Source organism: Rhodanobacter humi, from assembly GCF_041107455.1.
Taxonomy (GTDB): domain Bacteria; phylum Pseudomonadota; class Gammaproteobacteria; order Xanthomonadales; family Rhodanobacteraceae; genus Rhodanobacter_A.
In genome coordinates this window covers 1,426,527-1,449,088 of sequence record NZ_JBGBPY010000001.1, presented here as the reverse complement: position 1 = coordinate 1,449,088, position 22,562 = coordinate 1,426,527, and the positions used below count along the sequence as shown (strand labels likewise).

Sequence of the window (22,562 nt, the reverse complement as noted above, 5' to 3'; positions counted from 1 at the left end):
ATCCACTGGACCGGGAGGGCATCATGGAGCATGTACACGACTACCTGATCGTCGGCGCCGGCATGGCGGCGGACGCAGCGGCGAAGGCGATCCGCGAAGTCGACGCCGCGGTGAACGTCGGCATGGTCGGCGAGGAAGGCGCGCCACCGTACCAGCGCCCGCCGCTGTCCAAGGCGCTGTGGAAGGGCGGCAAGACGCTGGCGGACATCGACCTCGGCACCGCGGCCAGCGGCGCGAAGCTGTACCAGGGCCGGCGCATCGTGGCGCTGGACCGCGCGGCGCACGTGGCGCGCGACGGGCAGGGCGACACGTATCGCTATCGCCGCCTGCTGCTCGCCACCGGCGCCACGCCGCGGCGGCTGCCGTTCGAGGGCGGCGACCGCATCATCCACTACCGCACGCGGGACGACTACCAGGCGCTGCGTCGCTACGCCGAACCCGGCGCGATCATCGCGGTGATCGGTGGCGGCTTCATCGGCGCCGAGCTGGCCGCCTCGCTGTGCGGCATCGGCTGCAAGGTGAGCATGCTGTTTCCGGATGCGCACATCGGCGCGGGCCGCTACCCCGATGGTCTCGCACGTTACCTGGACGACTACTACCGTCAGCATGGCGTGGACCTGCGCAGCGGCGTGCGGGTGACCGGCAGCCGGCCCACCGATGGCGGCGTGGAACTCACTCTGTCCGACGGCAGCGTGCTGCGGGTGGAAGCCGCGGTCGCCGGCCTCGGCGTGACGCCGAACACCGCGCTGGCCGAGCAGACGGGCCTCAAGGTGGACAACGGCATCGTGGTCGACGCGCAACTGCGCAGCAGCGATCCCGACATCTGGGCCGCCGGCGACGTGGCGAACTTCCACAACCCCGCGCTGGACCGGCGCCTGCGCGTGGAGCACGAGGACGCCGCGGTGAGCATGGGCCGCCACGCCGGCCGCGCCATGGCCGGCATCGCCGACAGCTACGACACGCTGCCGTTCTTCTATTCCGACCTGTTCGACCTCGGCTACGAGGCAGTCGGCCTGCTCGACACGCGCCTTGACGTGGTCGAGGATTGGCGCGAGCCCAACCGCGAAGGCGTGGTGTATTACCTCGACCACCGCCGCGTGCGCGGCGTGCTGCTGTGGAACACCTGGGACCAGGTGGATGCAGCGCGCGCGCTGATCGCCGAGGCGGGGCCGTTCGATGTGGCATCGCTGAAGGGGCGGCTCCCGCGTCAGGCGTAGTCGGACGGCAGCGTGTAGGAGCGGCTTCAGCCGCGATCTGCTGTTCGGGCGTGAGAAGGTATCGCGGCTGAAGCCGCTCCTACGGCCGCTCTTGCAGCGACTCCGGCGCCGACTCACTCCACCCGGCAGAACACCGCCTTGAGGTAGCGGCTTTCCGGCACGTCGGCGCGCACGGGGTGGTCGGCGCCGGCGCCGCGCACTTCGAGGATCTGGATCTCGCGGCCGGCGTTCAGCGCCACGCGGCGGAGCATCTCCAGGAAGTCCGCTTCGCTGACGAGGCCGGTGCAGGAGCAGGTGAGCAGCAGGCCGCCGGACGGGATCACATCGAGCGCGAGGCGGTTCATCGCGAAGTATTTCTTCAGCGCGTCGAACACCTTGCTGCGGTCGCGGGTGAGCTTGGCGGGATCGAGGATCACCGCGTCGTATTTTTCGCCGCGCGCCACCGCGGCGCGCAGCCAGTCGAAGATGTCGGCCTGCTGGAAATCCACCGCCACGCCGTTTGCGGCTGCATTGGCGCGGGCGATGTCGAGAATGCCGGCATCCATGTCCACGCCGACCGCTTCGCGCGCGCCGCCGGCCATCGCGTGCACCGCGAAGCCGCCGGCGTTGCAGCACAGGTCGAGCACGCGGCGGCCGCGTGCCAGTTCCGCGAAGCGGCGGCGGTTGTCGCGCTGGTCGGCGAAGAAGCCGGTCTTGTGGCCCGAGCCGGGTGCGGCGTGGAAGCGCAGGCCGTGCTCGTGCACTTCCACCGCGGCCGGCACCTCGGCGGCGCGGCAGTCGAAGGATTCCTGCTTCTGCACGTGCGATTCGGCGAACCAGTACAGCCGCGCGCCGGGGAATTCGGCGAGCAGCGCGGCGTGGATTGCCTCGCGGAACTTCCACATGCCGGCGGCGAAGTATTCGACCACGAGGATGTCGGCGTAGCGATCCACGATCAGGCCGCTGAGCCCATCGCCTTCGCTGTGCACCACGCGCCAGGCGTCGGTGTCCTTGTCGAGCTGCAGCAGTTCGCGTCGCAGCTGCACGGCGCGGCGGATGCGCGCGGCGATCCAGCCGGCGTCGATGGTCTCGGCGGGATCGACGGTGAGCAGGCGCAGCGCGATGCGCGCATGGCCGTTCCAGAAACCGCGGCCGGCGTAGCGGCCCTTGGCATCCACCACGTCCACCACGCTGCCCGGCGGGAGGCGTGCCTCGGGCTTGTGCACCTGCGCCGACCACACCCACGGGTGGCCGGGTGCGCGGTCGGATTTCAGGCGGATGACAGGGAGGGCGGAAGTCGGCTCGTTCATCCGCGAATGATAGCGGCTTGCTTTGCTCCCCTCTTCCTCGCTCCTCAAAGCAGGGCCATCCATGGCCCTTCCCCGCGTCCGCGTGCGGGAGAGGGGCTTCATCGTGAAATGTGCGGCCAGGGATGGCCACCCGTTTGATTTTCGCGATCAGGGATGATCGCAAGGCAGAGACTCACACCGGTTCCAGCCAGCCCCACTGGTCGTTGGTCTTGCCGTTGAACAGGCCGAAGAACAGTTCCTGGATGCGGCGGGTGACGCGGCCGGCCTTGCCGGCGCCGATCTGCTTGCCGTCGACCGCGCGGATCGGGGTGACTTCGGCGGCGGTGCCGCACATGAACACCTCGTCGGCGAGGTAGAGGTATTCGCGCGGCAGGTCGCGCTCGATCACCTCGATGCCGTCCTCGCGCGCCAGCGTGATCAGCGAGTGGCGGGTGATGCCGGTGAGGATGGACGCGCTGGCCGGCGTGGTGTGCAGTACGCCGTCGAACACCAGGAAGATGTTCTCGCCCGCGCCTTCGCTGAGCAGGCCGGTGGAGGCCAGCGCGATGCCCTCGCCGAAGCCGAGGCGGCGCGCCTCGCGCGCGATCAGCTGGCCGGACAGGTAGTTGCCGCCGGCCTTGGCGCCGGCCGGGATGGTGTTCGGCGCGAAGCGCTGCCAGCTCGACACGCAGGCGGTGATGCCGTTTTCCAGCGCCTCCGGTCCGAGGTAGGGGCCCATCGGCCACGCGGCCACGGCCACGTCGATCGGCGTTTCGGCGGAGAGACCGAAGCCGCCCAGGCCGCGCCACGCGACGGGGCGCAGGTAGGCAGCGGAGAGACCGTTCTTGCGGATGACCTCGCGGCAGGCCGCAGCGAGTTCGTCGCGCGTGCATGGCAGTGCCATGTCGTAGATCTTCGCCGAGTGGAACAGGCGGTTGAGGTGGTCGGTGAGGCGAAAGATCGCCGCGCCGTCCGGCGTGGCGTAGCTGCGGATGCCTTCGAATACCGAAGAGCCGTAGTGCAACGCATGCGACATCACGTGGGTGGTGGCCTCGGCCCACGGCTTGATCGCGCCGTTCTGCCAGATCCATTCGGGGTACTGCTGCGCCATGGCGAATCTCCGTTGGGGACCGCCCATGATAAACCCGCGCCTCGTGCGCCAGGGTTTGCAGCGCAGCAAGCGAGGCCTTCAGCCGCCGTAGCGCAGCCACAGGCAGCCGGCCTGGCGGGTGATCGCGAAACGCGCGCTGCGTTCGCCGTCGTCGCCACCGGTGCGCAGCTGCAGTTCGTCGGCGGGGGGCGCCGCGGACGACGCGACCGGCGACAGGTCGCTGCCGGCGGACGCGGGATCGTCACCCGGGTCGTCGCCGAAGTGGATCTCCAGCAAGGGCTGCCGCACCAGCCGGCTCAGCGCACGGATGTCGTCGACCGCCGACACGTGGCCGTAGCCATGCCACAGCATCAGCCCGGCCAGCTGGTTCGGGTCGCGCGCGGCGAAGGCGTCGATCACGCGCTGGCGCAGCTCCGCTGCGGTGCCGGCGCAGCGCTGCAGGGGCGCCGGCAGGCCGGGCGTGGCGACGCTCGCGGCGGACGCAGGTGGCGGCGCCTGCACCGGCGTGGCCTGCTGGGAGGTGCAGGGCTGGTCGGTGAACACCGGGTTGCCGTGCGCGTCCACGCAGCGATGGATAGTGTTCTGCGCCCGCGCCGGCAGGGCGAGGGTGCAGAGCGGAAGCAGCAGGAGCAGGGCAAGCACGCGCATCGCGCCAGCATAGCGATGCGCCGACGGCGCGACCGTGAATCAGTCCGGCGGTTTAATCCAGTTGTTCCAGCACGGCCCGCGTGGCCTTGGCGCGGTTCAGCGTGTAGAAGTGCAGGCCCGGCGCACCGCCGTCCAGCAGCCGTCGGCACAATTGCGCCACCACTTCGGCGCCCAGCGCGCGCACTGCGGCGGCATCGTCGCCATGCGCCTGCATGCGCTTCGCGATCCAGCGCGGGATCTCGGCGCCGCACAGGTCGGAGAAACGCTGCAACTGGCTGTAGTTCGCGATCGGCATGATGCCCGGCACGATCGGCACCCGCACGCCGAGCCGGTGCGCATCCTCCACGAAGCGGAAATACGCGTCCGGGTTGAAGAAGTACTGGGTGATCGCGCCGTTCGCGCCGGCATCCACCTTGGCCTTGAAGTGGCGCAGGTCGGAGTGGGCGTCGTCGGCCTGTGGATGGACTTCCGGATACGCCGCCACCTCGATGTGGAAGTGGTCGCCCGAGTGCTCGCGGATGAAGCGCACCAGCTCGGCGGCGTAGCGGAAATCGCCCGCGCTGGCCATGCCGGAGGGCAGGTCGCCGCGCAGCGCCACCAGGCGGCGGTAGCCCGCGGCCTGGTAGCCGTCGAGCAGGGCGCGGATCTCGGCGCGCGTGCCGCCCATGCAGGACAGGTGCGGCGCCACGGCGAGGCCGTGCACGGTGTGCAGGTGCGCCACGGTGTCGCCGGTGTAGCTCAGCGTGGAGCCGCCGGCACCGAAGGTCACCGACGCGTACTCGGGCTGCCAGGCCTTCAGCGCCTGCGCGGCCTGGTCCAGTTGGGCGCGCTGCTCGTCGGTCTTGGGCGGGAAGAATTCGAGGCTGATGGCGGGCATGGGAGTCCTTGGCGGCTGACTCGGGCGATTTTATACGTTCATCGCGATGAAAAGATAGATGGCCAAATGATTCTCTCCATGGCTCGGGTGAGACTCTGGACATCGAGTTCGGCGAGACGTCATTCCCGCGAAAGCGGGAATCCATGTGCTTCGAATCGGGGCCGCCATGGATGCCCGATTGCGCGGGCATGACGTCGTGTTTCGTGGCCAAAGTCCGGGGCATCGGGCCAATGGGCGAGTTAACCTGTGGAGCCATTGCTTGGTTGTGGCGCCATGTCCATCGTCCTCACTCCCTTCGCCCGTGCCCGCCTGTTCCCGCGCGAGACACGGGGGAACACGATCCAGGACTGCGCCCCGGAACAGTTCCAACGCCACCTCAACGACGAAACACCGTTCAAGGTGCTCGAAGGCTACGCGCCGTTCTGCCAGCTGCATGTACACCGCAACTGGACCTCCACGCGCTGCCTCACCGTGCCGATCACCGACGCCAACCGGCATCAGCTGCGCAGCGCCTACGAGGCGCGCACCAAGGCGGAACTGCCGGTGCTAGTGCGCTGGTTCGAGGGCGTGGAATCGCCGGTGGCGAACTGGCTCGTCGTCATCCTCTACAGCCGCGAGCAACTGGCGAAGGAAGGCGAACCCATCGATGCGGACTGGGGCATCGTGGGCTGCCTCTACACCCTGGAGCCGGAGGAAATCCCGATGGCGCCGATCACCATGCTGCGCAATGCGCTGGGTGTGGAGGAGGGCGGCTCCGGCGTGCCGCTGGATCGCGAGGCGTATCGGCGTTCGGTGGCGTTCTGGGAGGCCAACGCGAACTGGCGGCCATAGCCGAATGCTTGCCTGCCCCCAAGCATGTCCGTAAGTTTGTGCGGACTTCGACAGGGGGATGCACATGGCACGCACACGGGCGAATCTGTTCACCGACATGGCGGCCCTGCCGTGGCCATTCGGGATCGTGGCTGGCATCGTCGGGTTCATCGCCATCCGCTACGGCATCGCGTGGTGGGTGGGGAGCAGCGGTGGTCCGCTCGGTCAGGCATTCGCGCAGCATGGCGCGGTCTTCGCGCCGCTGGCCTGGATCGTGCTCGCCCTGTGCTGGATTGCGGCCCTGGCTTCGTGGTGGGGCCGGCGTGGACGCCAGCAACTGCTCGACACGCGCACCGGGCTGGACAGCCTGGCCACGGTGGGCTGGCGGCAGTTCGAGTTGCTGGTGGGCGAGGCGTTTCGCCGCCGTGGTTACGTGGTGGAGGAGAACGGGCTGGGCGGTGCCGATGGCGGCATCGACCTGATCCTGCGTCGCGATGGTCGGCGCACGCTGGTGCAATGCAAGCAGTGGCGTCGCTCCCGGGTGCCGGTGTCGGTGGTGCGCGAGATGTACGGCCTGCTTGCCCATCACGGCGCCGATGCCGTGCTGGTCGTGGCCTTGGGTGCTTTCACGACGGATGCGCAGCGGTTCGCCGATGGCAAGCCCATCGAGCTGATCGGTGGCGAGGCCTTGCTGCGGATGATTCGCGAAGTGCAGGCCGCGCCTGCGCAAGCCAAGGCGACCGCGGGGTCGGCGAAGCCGATGCCTGTGCCTGCGCTCGTGCCCGTGCCTGTCGAGCCCGCTGCACCGCCGGCGTGCCCGCGTTGCGGCAAGGCGATGGTCGAGCGCAGCAACAAGCGCACGGGCGAAATGTTCTGGGGATGTGCTGCGTATCCGGCCTGTCGCGGCACGCGATAGTGTTGGCGCACCCTGCCAAAGAAAACGGGCGCCTCGCGGCGCCCGTTTCGTTTTGTGCAAGGTCGAAGCCGCTCGCTCAGTAGCGGTAATGATCCGGCTTGTACGGGCCTTCCACCGGCACGCCGAGGTAGCCGGCCTGTTCCTTGGTCAGCGTGGTCAGCTTCACGCCGATCTTCTCCAGGTGCAGGCGGGCGACTTCCTCGTCCAGCTTCTTGGGCAGGATGTAGACCTTCGCTTCGTACTTGTCCTTGTTCGCCCACAGGTCGATCTGCGCCAGCGTCTGGTTGGAGAACGAGTTGGACATCACGAAGCTGGGGTGGCCGGTGGCGCAGCCCAGGTTCACCAGGCGGCCTTCGGCGAGCAGGAAGATCGCGTTGCCGTTCTTGAACGTGTACTTGTCCACCTGCGGCTTGATGTTGAGGCGGGTGGCGCCCGAGGCGTTCAGCGCGTCGACCTGGATCTCGTTGTCGAAGTGGCCGATGTTGCAGACGATGGCCTGGTCCTTCATGCCCTGCATGTGGGCCAGCGTCAGCACGTCCTTGTTGCCGGTGGTGGTGACGTAGATGTCACCGCGGCCCAGCGTGCTCTCGACGGTGTTGACCTCGAAGCCTTCCATCGCCGCCTGCAGCGCGTTGATCGGGTCGATCTCGGTGACCACCACGCGCGCGCCGTATGCTCGCAGCGAGTGCGCGCAGCCCTTGCCCACGTCGCCGTAGCCGCACACCACGGCGACCTTGCCGGCCAGCATCACGTCCATCGCGCGCTTCAGGCCGTCGGCCAGCGACTCGCGGCAGCCGTACAGGTTGTCGAACTTGCTCTTGGTCACCGAGTCGTTGACGTTGATCGCGGGGATCAGCAGCGACTTCGCCTCGGCGAGCTGGTACAGGCGGTGCACGCCGGTGGTGGTCTCCTCGGAGACGCCCTTCCAGTCCTTGACCACGGTGTGCCAGTAGCCCGGACGCTCGGCGTGCACGCGCTTCAGCAGGTTCTTGATCACCTGCTCCTCATGCGAGGACGCCTTCTCGTCGACCCACTTCGAACCGTTCTCCAGCTCGTAGCCCTTGTGGATCAGCAGGGTCACGTCGCCGCCGTCGTCGACCACCAGCTGCGGGCCGAGGAAGCCGCCTTTGCCGTCGGGGAAGCTCAGCGCGTCCAGCGTGCAGTCCCAGTATTCCTCCAGCGTCTCGCCCTTCCACGCGAACACCGGCGTGCCGGTGGCGGCGATCGCGGCGGCGGCGTGGTCCTGGGTCGAGAAGATGTTGCACGAGGCCCAGCGCACGTCGGCGCCGATATCCTTCAGCGTCTCGATCAGCACCGCGGTCTGGATCGTCATGTGCAGCGAGCCGGTGACGCGCACGCCCTTCAGCGGCGTGGAGGCGGCGTACTTGCGGCGGATCGACATCAGACCCGGCATCTCGTGCTCGGCGATGTCCAGCTCCTTGCGGCCGAAATCGGCGAGGCCGATGTCGCGGATCTTGTAGTCGTGGCTGTTTTCTTTCAGTGCGGCGTTCATGTGCAGCTCCGGTTCTGGTGGGGACAAACCGGGCGCCGTTGTGAAAGGAACCGCCGAGCCTGGCCGTTGGATGAGCCGTCTACACAGGGATGTGCAGGCGGTTGCGGACGAATCCGCATGCACCAACGGTCGCAGCGCCCCTCGACGGGAAGCGACGATTATAGCGGCGAGGCACGCAGGCGTGCCTCCGGCAGCGCATGCCGCCGCTCGCCGGCAGGGTTTTGCGGCATTGCAGCAAAACGGTCACACATGCGCTAGGCTTGGATTTCCGCCCCCTGCGAGCCGATGCCGTCGTGATGAACGCTTCCCGCAGTCCCGAGCCCGCCTTGCCCGATGCGCCGCTGCGCGACGACGTGCGCCGTCTGGGCGCCCTGGTCGGTCGCATGCTGGCCGAGCAGGTGGCGCCGGCCTTTCTCGACGAGGTGGAGCGCGTGCGCGTCGCCGCCATCGCTCGCCGGCAGGAGGACGCCCCGCTGGACGGTCTGGCCGATCCGCTGGCAGGGCTCGACACGGCGCATGCGGAAGCGCTGGCGCGCGCCTTCGCCACCTACTTCAACGCGGTGAACATCGCCGAGCGCGTGCATCGCATCCGCCGCCGCCGCGACTACCAGCGCGCGGGCGGCGCACCGCAGCCGGAATCGCTGCGCGACGTGCTGGAACGCCTGAAGGCGCAGGGCGTGACCGCGGACGAACTGCTGGAATGGCTGCTGCGGCTGCAGGTGGAGCCGGTGTTCACCGCGCATCCCACCGAGGCGGTGCGCGCCTCGCTGCTGGAGAAGGAGCAGGCGATCGTGCGCGCGCTGGTCGACGGTTTCGACGCCGGCCGCACGCCGCAGGAGCGTGGCGAGGACGAGGAGCGCATCCACATGGCGCTCACCGCCGGCTGGCAGACCGCCGAGGCCTCGCCGGTGCGGCCCAGCGTGCAGGACGAACGCGACCACGTGGGTTTCTACCTCGCCGATCCGATCTACCGCATCGTGCCCGCACTGTACGAGTCGCTGGCCGAGGCGTTGCAGGCGGTGTACGGCGTGGCGGTGCCGTTGCCGCGCCTGCTCTCCTTCGCCACCTGGGTGGGCGGCGACATGGATGGCAACCCCAACGTGGGCGCCGACACCATCGCCGCCAGCCTCGCCAGCCAGCGCACGCAGGTGCTGGAGCGCTACATCGCCGACATCGCCGCGCTGGCGCGCCTGCTCAGCCAGACCGAGGGTCGCGTGCAGGTCGATCCGCGCCTCCGTCGGCGGCTGGAGGATTACCGTGCTCGCTTCCCGCAGGCCGCGGCGCGCATCCGTCCGCGTCACGCCGACATGCCTTACCGCAGCCTGCTTACCCTGATCGGCGCGCGGCTGGAAGCCACCCACGAAGACGAACATCCGGAGGCCTACACCTCCGCCGACGAACTGCGTGCCGACCTCGAACTGATCGCCGCCAGCCTGGTCGACCACCGCGGCCTGCACGCGGGTGCCTACGCGGTGCAGCGACTGATCTGGCGCGTGCGCAGCTTCGGCTTCCATCTCGCGCGGCTCGACGCGCGGCAGGATTCGCGCGTGCACGACGACGCGCTGGCCGCGTTGTTCGGCGACGCCGACTGGGCCAACCACAGCGTGGACGAGCGCGTGGTCGCGTTGCATGCCTGCCTGCGCGGCGAGCGCGACTTCGTCGCCAGCGAGGACAGCGTGGCCGCCTCGCTGCGCGCGGTGTTCGCCGCCCTGCGCGACGCGCGCCAGCGCTACGGCGCGGCGGCGACCGGCCTCTACATCATCAGCATGGCGCGCTCCGCCGCCGACGTGCTGGCGGTGCTGGCGCTGGCGAGGCATGGGGGGCTGGTCGAAGGTGACGGTGTTGTCCCCCTGGACGTCGCGCCCCTCTTCGAAACCATCGACGACCTCAAGAATGCCCCTGCCACGCTGCGCGCCCTGCTGGCCGACCCGCTCTATCGCGCCCACCTCGCCGCGCGCGGCGATCGCCAGTGGGTGATGCTGGGTTATTCCGACAGCGGCAAGGACGGCGGCACGCTGGCCTCGCGCTGGGGCCTGCAGCGCGCCCAGGTGGAACTGCTGGAGGTGGCGGGCGAGCATGGCATCGCGCTGGCGTTCTTCCACGGCCGCGGCGGCTCGGCCAGTCGCGGCGGCGCGCGCATCACGCCCGCGCTGCTGTCCTCGCCGCGCGGTTCGGTGGCGGGCGTGCTGCGCGTCACCGAGCAGGGCGAGGTGATCCACCGCAAGTACGGCATCCGCGCGCTGGCGCTGCGCAACCTGGAGCAGACCGTGGGCGCGGTGCTGCGCGCCAGCCTGCGCCCTCGCGACGAGGACGCGCGCGAAACGCAGTGGCGTGAGCGCATGCACGCGCTGTCCGCGCGCAGCCGGCAGGCCTACCGCGCGCTGGTCGAGCGCGAAGGCTTCGTCGAGTATTTCCGCAGCGCCACACCGATCGACGTGATCGAACGCATGGCGCTGGGTTCGCGTCCCTCGCGCCGGCGCAGCATGCGCGGCGTGGAAGACTTGCGCGCGATTCCCTGGGTGTTCGCGTGGACGCAATGCCGTTCCATCATCACCGGCTGGTACGGCCTGGGCAGCGCGCTGGAATGGGGCGCAGCCGAATACGGTGAGCAGGCCATGGCCGAGATGGCGCGCGACTGGCCGTTCTTCGCCAACGCGCTGGACGACGTGGAGATGCTTCTCGCCAAGTGCGACCTCGCCATCGCCGAGGCGTTCTCGAAACTCGCCGGCCCTTTGCACGAAGACTTTTTCGGCCTGATCCGCGCCGAGTTCGAGCGCAGCCGTGCCTGGGTGCTCAGGCTCAAGGGTGCGGACGAACTGCTGCAGGGCGATCCCCGCCTCGCCGCCTCGATCCGCCTGCGCAATCCCTACATCGACCCGATGAGCCTGCTGCAGGTGGACCTGCTCAAGCGCTGGCGCGCGGATGATCGCCAGGACGACGCCTTGCTGCAGGCACTGGTGGCCTGCGTCAACGGCGTGGCGCAGGGGTTGCAGAACACCGGCTGACGGCACCCCGCAGGGCGTGCAATGGCGGGCGGGCGTAGGAGCGGCTTCAGCCGCGATGCTCCTGGCGCCTGTTCCGGCTTTCGGGAAAGCCCAAAAGCATCGCGGCTGAAGCCGCTCCTGCCGTGCCCGGGTCCGTGCCAGGGAGCGGTGTCCGCAGGCGGATGATGCCGTCCGCATCCGGACAGATGGCCGTGCATGCGCCCAGCCACGGGCGCGCCGGATTGGCGATGCCATGCGGTTTGGGGTGTTGGGCGCAGGCTGGCACGCGGCTTGCCATGCAAGCCGCATGGATATCGCGAACCCGATCTATGGCATCCGCAAGCGCCGCCGCCTGCGCCTGATGGCGGGCGGCGCGGCGCTGGCCGTGGCCGCGCTGGCGGTGCTGGTGTGGCGGCTGGGCCCGGCCTTGCCCGCGGCGGATCGCTCCAGTCTGTGGATCGACGCCGTGCAGCAGGGCGACATGCTGCGCGAGGTGCGCGCCACCGGCACCCTGGTGCCGCGCGAGATCCGCTGGCTGGCCGCCGCCACGCCCGCCACCGTGGAAAAGATCCTGGTGTGGCCGGGCACGACCGTGCAGCCCGATACCGTGCTGATGCGCCTGTCCGATCCGGCAACCGAGGACGCGCTGCGCAACGCGCAGGCGCAAGTGGCTGCGGCGCAGGCGCAGGTGGCCGCCAAACGCGCCGAGCTGGAATCGCAACTGCTCGACCAGCGTTCCGCGCAGGCGCAGGCGCAGTCCGACTACGCCTCGGCCAAGGTCAAGGCCGATGCCGACGCCATCGCCGCGAAGGAACACCTGATTCCGCGCGTGCAGTTCGAACAGGGCCAGATCGCTCTGGCTCAGTTGAAGGAACGCATGGGAATCGAACGGCAGCGCGTGGCCGCGTTCGCCGCCAGCATGAAGGCGCAAGTCGACGCGGCGCAGGCCGCACTTGTGCAGCAGCAGAGCAACCTGCAACTGCGCCAGCGCCAGGCCGATGCGCTGCAGGTGAAGGCCGGCATCGCCGGCGTGCTGCAGGAAGTGGCGGTGCAGGAAGGCGCCCAGGTCGCCGCCGGCGCCAACCTCGCGCGCGTGGCCAGGCCCGACGTGCTGATCGCGCGCCTGCAGGTGCCCGAGGTGCAGGCCAAGGACGTGGCCATGGGCATGCCGGTGAGCGTGGACACCCACAACGGCCTCGTCGACGGCAAGGTGGAGCGCATCGACCCGGCCGTGCGCAACGGCAGCGTGCAGGTGGACGTGAACCTCACCGGCAAGCTGCCGGAGGGTGCGCGGCCCGACCTCTCCGTGGATGGCCGCATCCTGATCGCCCAGCTGCATGACGTGCTCTCGGTGGGCCGCCCCGCGCTGGCCAAGGCCGATGGCGACCTCAGCCTATTCCGCCTCGACGCTTCCGGAGATACCGCGACCCGCGTGCCGGTGCGCATCGGCGCCGCCTCGGTGGATCGCGTGGAGATCCTGCGTGGATTGAAAGCCGGCGATCGGGTGATCCTTTCCGATACCAGCCAGTGGGACAAATACGACCGCATCAAGCTGCGATAACCCCATAGGAGCGGCTTCAACCGCGATTCGTCGCGTCAATCGCGGCTGAAGCCGCTCCTACGAAAGCAAAGCCATCGCGCACAGGGTGCGCTCCTACACATCCTCCGGAGCTTTTATGACCAACCCCGCCAACGTCATCACCCTCAAGGACCTGCGCAAGGTGTTCCAGACCGACGAGGTGGAAACCCACGCGCTCAGCGAGGTGCACCTCGACATCGCGCGCGGCGAATACGTCTCCATCTCCGGTCCGTCCGGTTGCGGCAAGACCACGCTGCTGTCGATCCTGGGCCTGCTCGACACCGCCAGTTCCGGCAGCTACGTGCTGAACGGCCACGATGTCGCCGCGCTCAACGCCGCGCAGCGCGCGCGCATCCGCAACGCGGAGATCGGCTTCATCTTCCAGGCCTTCAACCTGATCGGCGACCTCACCGTGCAGGAAAACGTGGAGCTGCCGCTCACCTACCGCGGCGGCATCGACGCCGCCGAGCGCCGCGCCCGCGTGCAGGAGGCGCTGGAGCGCGTGGGCATGGCGCACCGCATGCGCCACTACCCGGCGCAGCTCTCCGGCGGCCAACAGCAGCGCGTGGCGGTGGCGCGCGCGCTGGTGGGCAAGCCCGCGATCCTGCTCGCCGACGAACCCACCGGCAACCTCGACTCGCGCAACGGCGAGGCGGTGATGGCCCTGCTCGACGAACTGCACAAGGGCGGCGCCACCATCTGCATGGTCACCCACGACGCGCGCTATGCGGAACTCGCGCAGCGCAAGGTGCGCCTGTTCGACGGCCGCGTGGTCGACGAGGAAACCTACGACCGCCTGCGCCGCGAGGACGAATCGCGCCTCGACGCGCTGATCGGCCAACGCATCGAGGTGGGTGCGTGAACGCCGCACTGGCGAAAGTCTGGCTCGTCGAGATCTGGCAGACCTGGCGCGCCAGCCTGCGGCGGCCTGGCTTCCTGCTGTTGGCGAGCGGCGTGCTGGCGCTGGGCATCGGCGCCTGTACGTCCGTGTTCGTGCTGGTCGACCACGTGCTCCTGCGGCCCTTGCCGTATGCCGCGCCGGAGCAGTTGGTTGCGCTGGGGCCGACGAGTCGGGGGCAGCTGCTTGACGATGTATCGCCCCAGCAATACCAGCACATGGCGTCGATCAAGGGTGTGGCGTCGATGGGCCTCATCAGGGATGAGTTGACGGCGTACAACGTGTCCGGTGACGGCACGCCGGAGCAGGTGTACGCCTTCCGTGCCGACCGGGGCCTGCTGCCCACGCTGGGCGTGAAGATGCTGCTGGGACGCGACTTTTCGGTGCAGGAAGACCAGCCGAACGGCCCGAAGGCGGTGATCCTCGCCGCGGGCTACTGGCGCCGGCGCTTCGGCGGCGCGGCCACGGTGATCGGTCGGAGTTTGAACGTCGAAGGCGTGCCGCACACCATCGTCGGCGTCCTGCCCGCCAGTTTCGACCAGTTCGGCAAGGGCGACATCATGCTGCCGCTGGCACTGGCCACGAACACCTACGACGACGGCACCAATTTCCAAGCCATCGCGCGGCTGGCGCCCGGCAGCATCGTCGCGGCGGTGGACGCGCAGGCGGACGCCGCGATGCATGCGATGTACGCGGGCCTCGGCGGCGCGGAGGCCGACTACTGGAAGCACGTGCACTTCGGCAGCGTGCCGCTGCAGGCAGCGCTGCACCAGGAGCAACGTCCGGTGATGCTGCTTTTCCTGGCCAGCGCCCTGTGCGTGCTGGTGATCGCGTTGGTCAATCTCGGCAATCTGATGCTGCTGCGCACGCTGTCGCGCAACCACGACGCCGTCGTGCGCCAGGCCCTGGGCGCGCCGGCCTGGCGCCTTGCCGTGCCTGCCTGCGCCGAAGGTGTGCTGGTGGGCGCGAGCGGCGCCATCGCAGGTCTGGCGCTGGCCGCGCTGGGCCTGTCCCTGTTCGTCCATTACGCCCCGGCCGGTTGGACGCAGGGGGCTACTCTGCACCTGTCGACGGGGATGATCCTGCTGGCGCTGGCCATCGCGGTGCTGGGCGCGCTGCTGGCGGCGACGTTCGGCGCCTGGCGCGGACTGGCCACGGCATCGGTGCAGGAGGCCCTGCACGAAGGCGGTCGCAGCCAGGGACGCCGCAGCGGTCGACTGGGGCGGGGCCTGGTGATCGCGCAAATGAGCCTGGCGACTTGCCTGATGTGCGGCGCCGGCCTGTTCCTGCATACGCTCTACGTCGCGGCGCGCACGCCGCTGGGATTCGCCAGCGATCACATCCTCACCTTCGACCTTGCACCGGTGCGGGCCGATCATCCGGACGCCGTCTCCACGCTGGCATTGGTGCAGCGACTGGTGACTCGCCTGCACGCCTTGCCGGGCGTAGACCGTGTGGCCGTCACCAATGGCTTGCCGGCGGGCGGATTCGCCCAGCAGTTCAACATGGGCGGCGTCCATGCGCCGGGGCGGGACTACTTCGATCCGAATCCACAGATCCGCGGCGTCACGGCCGACTATTTCTCCACGTTCCGCATTCCCGTGCGTGCAGGACGATCCTTTGACGCGACCGATACGGCAGGTAGCGAGCCGGTAGCCATCGTGAACCAGACGCTGGCTGAGCGCGAGTACGGCGGCCATGCGCTGGGCAAGGAGGTCGTCGTCAACGACTACAGCGGCTATGCGGCGGGCAAGGTGATGGCCGACGACCCGGCCTCGCGCCCCGTGACCGCACGCATCGTCGGCGTGGTCGGCGATACGCGGCAGTTCGGCCCGCTGGACGACCAGCAGCGCTCGTTCGTCTACCTGCCGTTTGCCCAGATGCCAGAGCACATCCTGCGAGTGTTTCGCTCGTTCGAGCCGCTGCGCTTCGCGCTGCGCGTGCATGGCAACCCGGACAGCTATCGCCAAGCCGTCCATGCCGCAGTTGCCGAGGTGGCGCCGGAGCAGCCGATCGCCAATCTGGCGACGATGGAGCAGATCGTGCGCGCCACCACAGACGACACGCGCCGCATCCTGTTCCTGGTCGGCACGTTCGCGTTGCTGGCTTTGGGGTTGGCGGCAGCCGGGATGTATGCCGTGATGACGGTGGCGGTCGCCACCCGCCAGCGCGAATTCGGCGTGCGCATGGCGCTGGGCGCGCAGCCGCTGGGCATGGTGCGCCTGGTGCTGCAGGCCGGCGGTCGGCAGATCGCGGTCGGCCTGTTGCTTGGCGTGGCCATCGCGCTCGCCCTGTCACGGATGCTGGGCGCCGTGCTGCAGGAGATCGGTCGCGGCGTCGTCGATCCGTTCGTGCTAGTTGGCGTCTGCGCCGTGCTCGCGGTGGCCGGCCTGCTGGCCTGCCTACTGCCCGCGCTGCGTGCGGCGCGGGTGGCGCCGATGCACGCCTTGCGCGGGGAGTAGGGCGATGGAAACCACGACTCGCGAGGTTCACGCGTGAACATCTGGCTCATCGAAATCTGGCGCTCATGGCGCGCCAGCCTGCGCCGCCCCGGTTTCCTGCTGCTGGCGTCGGGCGTGCTGGCGCTGGGCATCGGCGCCAGCGTGGCGGTGGCCGCGCTGATCCAGAACAGCCTGTGGCGTCCGCTGCCGGTGCCGCAGCCGTCACGGCTGGCGGTGATCGGCAGCCTGCACGACAACGGCCACCCGGGCGGCATCTCGCCGCACGAATACCAGTATCTGGACAAGCTCGACGGCGTGGTCTCGCTGGGATTGTGGCGGCCGCGCTCGACGGTGAACGTCGCTGGTGCCGGCGCACCGGCGCAGTTGCCGGTGATCTACATGGACAAGGGACTTGTTCCCACGCTGGACGTGCAGCCGGTGCTGGGGCGCAACTTCGATGCGCAGGAGGATCGTCCGCACGGGCCGCCCGTGGTCATCCTCGGCTACGGCTTCTGGCAGCGCAGTTACGGCGGCGATCCGCATGTGATCGGCCGCAGCCTGCGGGTGGAAGGCGTGCCGCACACCATCGTCGGCGTGCTCCCGGCAGCCTTCAACACGGTGCTGGGGCCGGGCGACGTGGTGTTGCCGACGGCGGTGCCGGTGGACAGCCGCGACTACAGCCGCAACGGCACCGTGGCGCTCGCGCGACTGGCGCCCGGTGCCGACATCGCCGCGGTGTCGGCGCAGACCGATGCGCGCGAACGCACGATGTATCGCGACATGGGCATGGGCGGCAACTGGAAGAAGCCGCGCTTCGGTGCCGAGGGCCTGGCCTCGACCGTGCAGCAGGACGCGCAGCCGATGCTGCTGCTGTTCATGGCCAGCGCGCTGCTGGTGCTGCTGATCGCGCTGGTGAATCTCACCAACCTGATGCTGCTGCGCGCGCTGTCGCGCAACCACGATGCCGCAGTGCGCAGCGCGCTGGGCGCGCCGCTGCTGCGGCTGATGCTGCCGGCGCTGGGCGAGGGTTTGCTGGTGGGCGGCGTCGGCGCGCTGCTGGGCATGGCGCTGGCGACGACGGGACTCGCCCTGTTGCAAGGCTTCATTCCCGCCGAATGGCTGTGGGGCGGGCGCCTGCATGTCGGCGCGACGGCATGGCTGCTCGCCTTTGCGGTGGGCCTGCTGGGCGCATTGCTGGCGGCGGGGCTGGCGTTGTGGCGCAGCCGCAGCGCGACCACGGTGGACGAATTGCGCGAGGGCGGACGCAGCGGCATCGGCCTGCGCAGCGGCCGGCTCGGCCGCGTGCTGGTGGTGGCGCAGGTGGCGCTGGCGGCGGTGCTGCTGTGCGCGGCCGGCGTGTTCATGCACGGGCTCTACGACGCGTCGCGGCTGCAGTTGGGCTTTGCCGACACCAACATCCTTACCTTCGATCTGGCGCCGGTGAAGGCCGACTATCCGGACGTGGCCTCGATCAATGTCCTGGCGCAGCGACTGGTGCAACGGCTGCAGGCGATATCTGGCGTGACCGATGTCGCGGTGACCACCAACCTGCCTGCCAGCAACGGCCTGATTGGGCAGCTCCAGACCAATCCGCATACGCCGGACGGCAAGGAGTTCGTGGCGCAGTATCACGGCATCGGGCCCGGGTTCCTCAAGCTGTTCTCCATTCCCTTGCGCGAGGGGCGCGACTTCACGCGCGGCGACACGGCTGGCAACGAACGAGTCGTCATCGTCAGCCAGGATCTGGCCGACACGTATTACGGTGGTCACGCGGTGGGCAAGATGATCGACGTGCCCCGTGACGGTGACGGGGTATGGCCGCTGCGTATCGCCGGTGTGGTGGGGGCTACCTATCAGAGGGGACCACTGCAGCCATTGCAGCCGGTGCTGTACATACCGCTGATGCAGATGCCCGAGTCGTCGATGACGATCATCCGCGCCATGGAGCCCCTGCGCTTCGCTCTGCGCGGCCACGGCAACCCGATGGACTGGCAGGCCGGAGTGCGCGCGGCACTGGCCGAAATCGCGCCCGAACAACCCATCGCCAACCTGCGCACGATGCAGCACATCGTGCGCCAGACCACGGCGAGCGCGCGGCTGAGCCTGTGGCTGATCGGCCTGTTCGCCGCGCTGGCGCTACTGCTCGCCGCGGCCGGCCTCTACGCGGTGATGGCGGTAGCCGTGGCTGCGCGCGAACGCGAGTTCGGCGTACGCATGGCACTCGGTGCTGCACCGTGGCGGCTGCTGCAACTGGTGATGCGCGGCGGACTCGGCCAGATCGTCGTGGGCCTGGCGATTGGCGTGGTGGCCGCGCTGGCTGCGTCGCATGCCGTGGCCGTACTGCTGATGACGCTGCTCGGCCGCAGCAACGCCTTCGATCCGGCGGTGGTGTTAGGTGTCTGCGTGGTGCTCGCCGTTGCCGGCCTGCTCGCCTGCCTGTTGCCGGCCCTGCGTGCGGCGCGCGTGGCGCCGATGCGTGCCTTGCGGGGAGAGTGACGATGATCGTGCGCGAGTTGCGTCAGGCGTGGCGGCGGCTGGCCAAGCGACCGGGTTATGCGCTGCTTTCCATCGCGCTGCTGGGCGCGGGGTTGGGCGGCGGCCGCGAGAGGTTGGTGTTCGGCGCGTTGCTGCCGCTGCTGCGCGCGCTGCGCGTCGACCCAGCCGTCGCCTTGCGCTACGAGTGATCGCTAAACTCCAGGAATGAGCGAAGGCATGGCACGCGAACCGACACCCTCCATCCTGATCGCCGACGACCAGGCCGACGTGCGCGAGGCGCTGCGCCTGCTGCTGAAGGCCGAAGGCATCGCCAGCGTGGGCGTGGCCGATCCGGCGGCGGCGCTGGAGGCGGCGCGCAAGCGCGAGTTCGCCTGCGCGCTGATCGACTGCAACTACTCGCGCGACACCACCTCGGGCGAGGAGGGGCTGGACCTGCTGGAAAAGCTGCGCCAGCTCGCGCCCGAGCTGCCGGTGGTGGCGATGACGGCGTGGGGCAACGTGCCGCTCACCGTGGAGGCGATGCGCCGCGGCGCCGCCGATTTCATCGAAAAGCCGTGGGACAACGCGCGCCTGGTCAGCGTGCTGCGCGCGCAGATCGCGCTGGCCGAAGGCGCGCGCCGCGAGCGCCGGCTGGCGGCGGAAAATGCGCTGCTGCGCGGCGAGGCGGGCGAGGATTTCATCGCCGAATCGCCGGCGATGCGCCGCGTGCTGGCGCTGGTGGAGCGCGTCGCCGGCAGCGACGCGAACGTGCTGGTGCTGGGTGAGAACGGCACCGGCAAGGGCGTGGTCGCGCAGCTGCTGCACCGGCGTTCGCCGCGCGCGGCGCAGTCGCTGGTCAAGGTGAACATGGGCGGCATCGCCGAGAGCGTGTTCGAGTCGGAGATGTTCGGCCACGTGCGCGGCGCCTACACCGACGCGAAGGGCGAGCGCATCGGCCGCTTCGAGCTGGCCGATGGCGGCACGCTGTTCCTCGACGAGGTGGGCAACGTGCCGGCCGCGCAGCAGCCGAAACTGCTGCGCGTGCTGGAGGACGGCGAGTTCGAGCGACTGGGTTCCTCGCGCACGCAGAAGGTGGACGTGCGGCTGGTCTCGGCCACGAATGCCGACCTGCAGGCCGAGGTGGCGGCGGGCCGCTTCCGCAAGGATCTGCTGTATCGCCTCAACACGCTGGAAGTGCGCCTGCCGCCGCTGCGCGAGCGCGCGGAGGATATCCTGCCGTTGGCGCGTGCCTTCCTTGCGCGCAACGCGCAACGCTACGGCCGCGACGGATTGCGGCTGGCCGCCTCGGCGGAACGCGCGCTCACGGCGTGGCGCTGGCCCGGCAACGTGCGCGAGCTGCAGCACCTGATGGAACGCGCCGCACTGCTGGCCGAGCACGACGAGGTGGGGGCAGCCGCGCTGGCGTTCGGCGAAGCCGCCGTGATGCCGGCCGCGACGGACCTCGACGGCATGACGCTGGAACAGGCCGAGGCGCATCTGGTGCAACGCGCGGTTGAGCGCGCGGACGGCAACCTGCAGCGCGCCGCCGATGCGCTGGGCATCACCCGCCAGTCGTTGTATCGGCGGCTGGAGAAGCACGACCTGCGCGACGCGAACGGCGATGCCGACTGAGCCCTCCGCGTCGCGCGCCGGCCGCATGCCGCGTTTCGAGCGGCGCGCGCTGCTCGGCAGCCTGCTGGTGGCGACGCCGGGGCTGTTCGCCGCGTTCGCGCTCGCCTGGGCGTCTTGGGATGCGTCGCTGCGCTGGACCGGTGTCGCCGTCGCCGTCGTCGCCACGCTGCTGCTGGCGCGCTGGCAATACCGCCGCGTGGTGTTTCCGCTGTACACGCTGTCCGGTCTGCTGGAGGCGCTGCGCCAGGGCGACTACAGCTTGCGTGGCGTGCAGGGCGGCGTGCTGGGCGACGCGATCTACGACATCAACGCGCTGGCCGAGCGCCTGCAGCGCGAGCGGCTGGAGTTCGAGGAATCCTCCTACTTGCTCGGCAAGACGCTGGCGGCGCTGGACAGTGCGGTGTTCGTGTTCGACGAGAGTCAGCGCTTGCGCCTGTTGAACCCGGCCGCGCAGCGCCTGCTGGATGCCGAGCGCCATCGCTTGTTCGGCCTCTCCGCGGCGGAACTCGGCCTCGCCTCGTTGCTCGAAGGGCCGGCCGCGCGCCTGCTCACACATGTGTTTCCCGGGCGTAGCGGACGCTTCGACATCCGCCATGCGGCGCTGCGCAGCGGCGGCCGCGGCGGCCAGCTGCTGGTGGTCAACGACGTGGGCCGCGTGCTGCGCGAGGAGGAGCGCGCGGCGTGGCAGCGCCTGCTGCGCGTGCTGGGCCACGAGGTCAACAACTCACTGGCGCCGATCCAGTCGATGGCCGGCACGCTGGCCACGCTGGCTGCGCGCGATCCGCTGCCGGAGGACTGGCGCGAGGATTTCCGCGGCGGGCTGGAGCTGATCGGCCACCGCGCCGAGGCATTGGGCCGGTTTCTCTCCAGCTACAGCAGGCTGGCGCGCTTGCCGCCGCCGCAACCGCGGGCGGTGGAACTGTCCACCCTGGTGGCCAAGGTGGCGAAGCTGGAACAGCGCCTGGCGATCACGGTCGAGACCGGCGAGCCGCTGACGGTCGAGGCCGATCCGGACCAGCTCGAACAGGCGCTGATCAACCTCCTGCACAACGCGGTGGAGGCCACGCTGCCCGCCGGCGGCGTGCGCCTGCGCTGGCGCCGCGAGGATGGACGCGCACTGATCGAGTTGGAAGACGATGGCCCCGGCCCGCCACCCAGCGACAACCTGTTCGTGCCGTTCTTCACCACCAAGCCCGGCGGCTCCGGCATCGGCTTGGCGCTGGCGCGGCAGATCGCCGAGGCGCACGAGGGCGGGGTGACGCTGGCCGCGCGCGCGGGCGAGCGTGGCGCGCTGGCCTGCCTGTGGTTGCCGTTGCCGCCATCGGTCGCGCCAGCATCGTCTTGACGACTGATGCGTGATGCGTGATGCTTGATGTCGACGGCGGCAGGTTCCGGCCGCCGGGGGGGCTACCCATGCGCACCACCCTGCAACTCGACGAAGACGTCCTGGCCGCCGCACGAGCGCTGGCCGAGCGACAGGGCCGCACCTTGGGCGAGGTGGTGTCCGAACTGGCGCGCAAGGGCCTGGCGCCAGCGGCGAGCGCGCCGGCCTATCGCAACGGCATCCGCCTGATGCCACTGCGCGCGGATGCGCGGCCGATGACGCTGGACGAGATCAACGCGCTGCGCGACGAAGTGCCGTGAGCGCCGCCAGGCGGAAGACTGGCGTGCGCGAACCGCGTGGCGCATGGGAAGGCGGCGGCACGACCTGGCTGCTGGACGTCAACGTGCTGCTGGCGCTGCTCGACCCCGCGCATGTGCATCACGAGGTGGCGCATGCCTGGTTTGCCACGGCGAACGCCGCATGGGCCAGCTGCAACCTTACCCAGAATGGCGCGCTGCGCATCATGTCGCACCCGCGCTACGGCAATGCCGTGGCCTCCACCGCCATCGCCGCCGAACTGCTGGCCGGGCTGTGCAGCCAACCCGGGCATGTGTACTGGAGCGCCGACCTCAGCCTGCTCGATTCGCCCTTGATCGACCGTACGCGCCTGCTGGCCGCCGAGCAGGTGACGGATACCTGGCTGCTGGCGCTGGCCGTGCAGCACGGCGGCCGCCTCGCCACTTTCGACAAGCGCCTGGTGACCAGCGCGGTGCAGGGCGGCGAGCAGGCCGTGCAGGTGATTTCCGGGTAGCCGCGGCGTGTCGGGCTGAAGCCCGACCTACCCACATTTAGGTCGGGCTTCAGCCCGA

18 protein-coding genes and 1 riboswitch are annotated in these 22,562 nt (G+C 69.7%); of the genes, 13 read left to right on the top strand and 5 right to left on the bottom strand.

Annotated features, from left to right (window positions below):
- Window positions 1-23 precede the first annotated feature (23 nt).
- Complete coding sequence (locus AB7878_RS06385; protein ID WP_369493557.1) at window positions 24-1,217, top strand: NAD(P)/FAD-dependent oxidoreductase; 1,194 nt, start codon at window positions 24-26, stop codon at window positions 1,215-1,217.
- A gap of 113 nt (window positions 1,218-1,330) precedes the next feature.
- Here the strand turns inward: AB7878_RS06385 and AB7878_RS06380 are convergent, their stop codons facing one another.
- The 4 genes from AB7878_RS06380 to metF form a co-directional block, all read right to left on the bottom strand.
- Window positions 1,331-2,506 carry a class I SAM-dependent rRNA methyltransferase gene (locus AB7878_RS06380; RefSeq protein WP_369493556.1) on the bottom strand — a complete coding sequence of 392 codons (1,176 nt, stop codon included), beginning with the start codon at window positions 2,504-2,506 and terminating at the stop codon, window positions 1,331-1,333.
- A 172-nt stretch (window positions 2,507-2,678) separates the two neighbouring features.
- The gene (locus tag AB7878_RS06375) at window positions 2,679-3,596 is read right to left on the bottom strand and encodes a branched-chain amino acid transaminase (protein ID WP_369493555.1); all 918 of its coding nucleotides are present in this window, start codon (window positions 3,594-3,596) and stop codon (window positions 2,679-2,681) included.
- 78 nt (window positions 3,597-3,674) lie between these two features.
- Window positions 3,675-4,244 (bottom strand): DUF4124 domain-containing protein, encoded by a 570-nt coding sequence (locus AB7878_RS06370; RefSeq protein ID WP_369493554.1) that lies wholly within the window; start codon window positions 4,242-4,244, stop codon window positions 3,675-3,677.
- A gap of 52 nt (window positions 4,245-4,296) precedes the next feature.
- On the bottom strand, window positions 4,297-5,121 hold the full coding sequence (metF, locus tag AB7878_RS06365) for a methylenetetrahydrofolate reductase [NAD(P)H] (protein WP_369493553.1): 825 nt from the start codon (window positions 5,119-5,121) through the stop codon (window positions 4,297-4,299).
- 273 nt (window positions 5,122-5,394) lie between these two features.
- On the opposite strand from metF, the gene AB7878_RS06360 reads away from it, so the two are divergent.
- Both AB7878_RS06360 and AB7878_RS06355 read left to right on the top strand, forming a co-directional pair.
- The gene (locus AB7878_RS06360) at window positions 5,395-5,952 is read left to right on the top strand and encodes a DUF3228 family protein (RefSeq protein ID WP_369493552.1); all 558 of its coding nucleotides are present in this window, start codon (window positions 5,395-5,397) and stop codon (window positions 5,950-5,952) included.
- 64 nt (window positions 5,953-6,016) lie between these two features.
- A complete protein-coding gene (locus AB7878_RS06355) occupies window positions 6,017-6,847 on the top strand; it encodes a restriction endonuclease (RefSeq protein ID WP_439653771.1) in 831 nt (276 codons plus the stop codon).
- A gap of 76 nt (window positions 6,848-6,923) precedes the next feature.
- Here AB7878_RS06355 and ahcY read toward each other — a convergent pair whose 3' ends face one another.
- Window positions 6,924-8,360: an adenosylhomocysteinase gene (gene ahcY / locus AB7878_RS06350; protein WP_369493550.1), complete on the bottom strand. Its 1,437-nt coding sequence runs from the start codon at window positions 8,358-8,360 to the stop codon at window positions 6,924-6,926.
- Between the two features lie 23 nt (window positions 8,361-8,383).
- Window positions 8,384-8,509, bottom strand: a riboswitch (S-adenosyl-L-homocysteine riboswitch).
- A 147-nt stretch (window positions 8,510-8,656) separates the two neighbouring features.
- On the opposite strand from ahcY, the gene ppc reads away from it, so the two are divergent.
- From ppc to AB7878_RS06300, 10 genes are all read left to right on the top strand, one after another.
- A complete protein-coding gene (gene ppc, locus AB7878_RS06345) occupies window positions 8,657-11,365 on the top strand; it encodes a phosphoenolpyruvate carboxylase (protein WP_369493549.1) in 2,709 nt (902 codons plus the stop codon).
- Between the two features lie 286 nt (window positions 11,366-11,651).
- On the top strand, window positions 11,652-12,905 hold the full coding sequence (locus AB7878_RS06340; RefSeq protein ID WP_369493548.1) for an efflux RND transporter periplasmic adaptor subunit: 1,254 nt from the start codon (window positions 11,652-11,654) through the stop codon (window positions 12,903-12,905).
- Between the two features lie 115 nt (window positions 12,906-13,020).
- Window positions 13,021-13,785 carry an ABC transporter ATP-binding protein gene (locus AB7878_RS06335; RefSeq protein WP_369493547.1) on the top strand — a complete coding sequence of 255 codons (765 nt, stop codon included), beginning with the start codon at window positions 13,021-13,023 and terminating at the stop codon, window positions 13,783-13,785.
- Complete coding sequence (locus tag AB7878_RS06330) at window positions 13,782-16,283, top strand: ADOP family duplicated permease (RefSeq protein WP_369493546.1); 2,502 nt, start codon at window positions 13,782-13,784, stop codon at window positions 16,281-16,283. The genes AB7878_RS06335 and AB7878_RS06330 overlap by 4 nt, the downstream gene beginning before the upstream one ends.
- Window positions 16,284-16,316: 33 nt before the next feature.
- Complete coding sequence (locus AB7878_RS06325; RefSeq protein WP_369493545.1) at window positions 16,317-18,758, top strand: ADOP family duplicated permease; 2,442 nt, start codon at window positions 16,317-16,319, stop codon at window positions 18,756-18,758.
- 2 nt (window positions 18,759-18,760) lie between these two features.
- Window positions 18,761-18,946 carry a hypothetical protein gene (locus tag AB7878_RS06320; protein WP_369493544.1) on the top strand — a complete coding sequence of 62 codons (186 nt, stop codon included), beginning with the start codon at window positions 18,761-18,763 and terminating at the stop codon, window positions 18,944-18,946.
- 28 nt (window positions 18,947-18,974) lie between these two features.
- Window positions 18,975-20,369, top strand: a complete 1,395-nt coding sequence (locus tag AB7878_RS06315) for a sigma-54-dependent transcriptional regulator (RefSeq protein ID WP_369493543.1) — start codon at window positions 18,975-18,977, stop codon at window positions 20,367-20,369.
- A complete protein-coding gene (locus tag AB7878_RS06310) occupies window positions 20,359-21,714 on the top strand; it encodes a sensor histidine kinase (protein WP_369493542.1) in 1,356 nt (451 codons plus the stop codon). Before AB7878_RS06315 ends, AB7878_RS06310 begins: the two co-directional genes overlap by 11 nt.
- 68 nt (window positions 21,715-21,782) lie before the next feature.
- Complete coding sequence (locus AB7878_RS06305) at window positions 21,783-22,013, top strand: hypothetical protein (RefSeq protein WP_369493541.1); 231 nt, start codon at window positions 21,783-21,785, stop codon at window positions 22,011-22,013.
- Window positions 22,014-22,036: 23 nt separating this feature from the next.
- Entirely contained in the window at window positions 22,037-22,504 is a 468-nt protein-coding gene (locus tag AB7878_RS06300) for a TA system VapC family ribonuclease toxin (protein ID WP_369493540.1), read from the top strand.
- Window positions 22,505-22,562 lie beyond the last annotated feature (58 nt).

What these genes read in the sequence shown, in the direction of transcription:
- AB7878_RS06385 (WP_369493557.1), top strand. Translation starts at nt 24, where the DNA reads ATGGAGCATGTACACGACTACCTGATCGTCGGCGCCGGCATGGCGGCG.
- AB7878_RS06380 (WP_369493556.1), bottom strand. Translation starts at nt 2,506, where the DNA reads ATGAACGAGCCGACTTCCGCCCTCCCTGTCATCCGCCTGAAATCCGAC.
- AB7878_RS06375 (WP_369493555.1), bottom strand. Translation starts at nt 3,596, where the DNA reads ATGGCGCAGCAGTACCCCGAATGGATCTGGCAGAACGGCGCGATCAAG.
- AB7878_RS06370 (WP_369493554.1), bottom strand. Translation starts at nt 4,244, where the DNA reads ATGCGCGTGCTTGCCCTGCTCCTGCTGCTTCCGCTCTGCACCCTCGCC.
- metF (WP_369493553.1), bottom strand. Translation starts at nt 5,121, where the DNA reads ATGCCCGCCATCAGCCTCGAATTCTTCCCGCCCAAGACCGACGAGCAG.
- AB7878_RS06360 (WP_369493552.1), top strand. Translation starts at nt 5,395, where the DNA reads ATGTCCATCGTCCTCACTCCCTTCGCCCGTGCCCGCCTGTTCCCGCGC.
- AB7878_RS06355 (WP_439653771.1), top strand. Translation starts at nt 6,017, where the DNA reads ATGGCACGCACACGGGCGAATCTGTTCACCGACATGGCGGCCCTGCCG.
- ahcY (WP_369493550.1), bottom strand. Translation starts at nt 8,360, where the DNA reads ATGAACGCCGCACTGAAAGAAAACAGCCACGACTACAAGATCCGCGAC.
- ppc (WP_369493549.1), top strand. Translation starts at nt 8,657, where the DNA reads ATGAACGCTTCCCGCAGTCCCGAGCCCGCCTTGCCCGATGCGCCGCTG.
- AB7878_RS06340 (WP_369493548.1), top strand. Translation starts at nt 11,652, where the DNA reads ATGGATATCGCGAACCCGATCTATGGCATCCGCAAGCGCCGCCGCCTG.
- AB7878_RS06335 (WP_369493547.1), top strand. Translation starts at nt 13,021, where the DNA reads ATGACCAACCCCGCCAACGTCATCACCCTCAAGGACCTGCGCAAGGTG.
- AB7878_RS06320 (WP_369493544.1), top strand. Translation starts at nt 18,761, where the DNA reads ATGATCGTGCGCGAGTTGCGTCAGGCGTGGCGGCGGCTGGCCAAGCGA.
- AB7878_RS06315 (WP_369493543.1), top strand. Translation starts at nt 18,975, where the DNA reads ATGGCACGCGAACCGACACCCTCCATCCTGATCGCCGACGACCAGGCC.
- AB7878_RS06310 (WP_369493542.1), top strand. Translation starts at nt 20,359, where the DNA reads ATGCCGACTGAGCCCTCCGCGTCGCGCGCCGGCCGCATGCCGCGTTTC.
- AB7878_RS06305 (WP_369493541.1), top strand. Translation starts at nt 21,783, where the DNA reads ATGCGCACCACCCTGCAACTCGACGAAGACGTCCTGGCCGCCGCACGA.